The organism is Acetobacter sp. DmW_136 (assembly GCF_008690365.1).
GTDB lineage: Bacteria > Pseudomonadota > Alphaproteobacteria > Acetobacterales > Acetobacteraceae > Acetobacter > Acetobacter oryzifermentans.
In genome coordinates, this window is sequence record NZ_VHON01000099.1 from 1 (window position 1) to 2,500 (window position 2,500).

General features: G+C 54.9%; 2 rRNA genes (1 of these 2 cut by a window edge). Both read right to left on the reverse strand.

The window, feature by feature from the left end:
• Nucleotides 1-106 precede the first annotated feature (106 nt).
• Nucleotides 107-222, reverse strand: a 5S ribosomal RNA gene (rrf, locus tag FKW31_RS15855).
• 106 nt (nucleotides 223-328) lie between these two features.
• A 23S ribosomal RNA gene (locus tag FKW31_RS15860) occupies nucleotides 329-2,500 on the reverse strand (it continues 571 nt past the right edge of the window).

Below are 2,500 nucleotides of genomic sequence, written 5' to 3' on the forward strand. Positions count from 1 at the left end.
GACCTTCAGGTTATGAGCCTGACGAGCTACCGGGCTGCTCCACCCCGCGGTTGTAATTGTGTTGAAATTTGTAGGGGTAGTAAGTTTTGGAAGGGTGGATTGGAAGACCTGGCGGCGACCGACTTTCCCGTGGCTTAAGCCACAGTATCATAGGCGCTGGGGGTTTTCACGGCCGAGTTCGGGATGGGATCGGGTGGATCTCTCCCCGCCATGGCCACCAGGTCATCCAGTCCACCCTGTAAGGGTGTGTGGAAGACGGTTGGTAGAAGAAGTAGGCGTATATATGGATGATTTCTGTGCACGGGCTGTCCTTTTAAGGGGACAGTAAGAGAGTGAGCCTATTGGGTGATTAGGACCAGTTAGCTGCACGTGTTACCACGCTTTCACACCTGGCCTATTAACGTGGTGGTCTACCACGACCCTCAGGGAGACCTAGTTTTGAGGTGGGTTTCCCGCTTAGATGCTTTCAGCGGTTATCCCTTCCATACTTAGCTACCCGGCGGTGCCGCTGGCGCGACAACCGGTGCACCAGAGGTATGTTCATCCCGGTCCTCTCGTACTAGGGACAAATCCTCTCAAGTCTCCAACATCCACGGCAGATAGGGACCGAACTGTCTCACGACGTTCTAAACCCAGCTCACGTACCACTTTAATCGGCGAACAGCCGAACCCTTGGGACCTGCTCCAGCCCCAGGATGTGATGAGCCGACATCGAGGTGCCAAACCTCCCCGTCGATGTGGACTCTTGGGGGAGATCAGCCTGTTATCCCTAGAGTACCTTTTATCCGTTGAGCGATGGCCCTTCCACGCGGGACCACCGGATCACTATGGCCGACTTTCGTCTCTGCTCGAGCTGTCACTCTCGCAGTCAGGCGGGCTTATGCCATTGCACTCAACAGCCGGTTTCCGACCGGCCTGAGCCCACCATCGCGCGCCTCCGTTACACTTTGGGAGGCGACCGCCCCAGTCAAACTGCCCACCATACAGGGTCCCGGATCAGGCTAACTGACCACGGTTAGACATCAGAAAAATTCAGGGTGGTATTTCAAGGATGGCTCCACAGGAACTGGCGCCCCTGCTTCAAAGCCTCCCACCTATCCTACACAGAATGTCTCTGATGCCACTGTAAAGCTGCAGTAAAGGTTCATAGGGTCTTTCCGTCTGACCGCGGATACCCCGCATCTTCACGGGGAATTCAATTTCGCTGAGCCGATGCTGGAGACAGCGGGGAAGTCGTTACGCCATTCGTGCAGGTCGGAACTTACCCGACAAGGAATTTCGCTACCTTAGGACCGTTATAGTTACGGCCGCCGTTTACCGGGGCTTCAATTCAGCGCTCTCACACCTCCTCTTAACCTTCCGGCACCGGGCAGGCGTCAGACCCTATACGTCGTCTTTCGACTTCGCAGAGTCCTGTGTTTTTAATAAACAGTCGCTACCCCCTGGTCTGTGCCACCCGCCAATGGTTGCCCACCAACGGGTCTCGCTTATCCCGAAGTTACACGAGCAATTTGCCTAGTTCCTTCAGCATCGTTCTCTCAAGCGCCTTGGTATTCTCTACCAGTCCACCTGTGTCGGTTTCGGGTACGGTCTATACGCCAGAGCTATTTCCTGGAATGCTCCAAAAGCCAGGTCAATCCGTTAAGACCTGACAACATATCGCATTCGTCACTTCTGGCAGGTACAGGAATATTCACCTGTTTCCCATCGACTACGGCTCTCGCCCTCGCCTTAGGGGCCGACTAACCCTGCGTGGATTAACCTTGCGCAGGAACCCTTGGACTTTCGGCGACAGTGTTTCTCGCACTGTTTGTCGCTACTCATGTCAGCATTCGCACTTCCGATATCTCCAGAGAGGGTCACCCCGTCTCCTTCACTGACTTACGGAACGCTCCGCTACCGCGCATATCATAGATATGCACCCACAGCTTCGGCACGTGGCTTGAGCCCCGTTACATTTTCGGCGCAGGGTTTCTATTAGACCAGTGAGCTATTACGCTTTCTTTAAAGGATGGCTGCTTCTAAGCCAACCTCCTGGTTGTTATGGAATCCCCACATCCTTTCCCACTTAGCCACGATTTGGGGGCCTTAGCTGGTGGTCTGGGCTGTTTCCCTCTCGACAATGGACCTTAGCACCCACTGTCTGTCTGCCAGGCTATACTTCCGGGTATTCGGAGTTTGGTTGGGTTTGGTAAGGCTTTGGGCCCCCCTAGCCCATCCAGTGCTCTACCCCCCGGGGTAACCACCTGACGGTCTACCTCAATAGATTTCGCGGAGAACCAGCTATCTCCGAGTTTGATTGGCCTTTCACCCCTAGCCACAGCTCATCCCCGACTTTTTCAACAGGCGTGGGTTCGGCCCTCCAGTGCGTGTTACCGCACCTTCAGCCTGGCCATGGCTAGATCACTCGGTTTCGGGTCTTCTGCCAGCAACTATGCGCCCTATTCAGACTCGCTTTCGCTACGCCTACACCTAACGGCTTAAGCTCGCTGCAAACAGA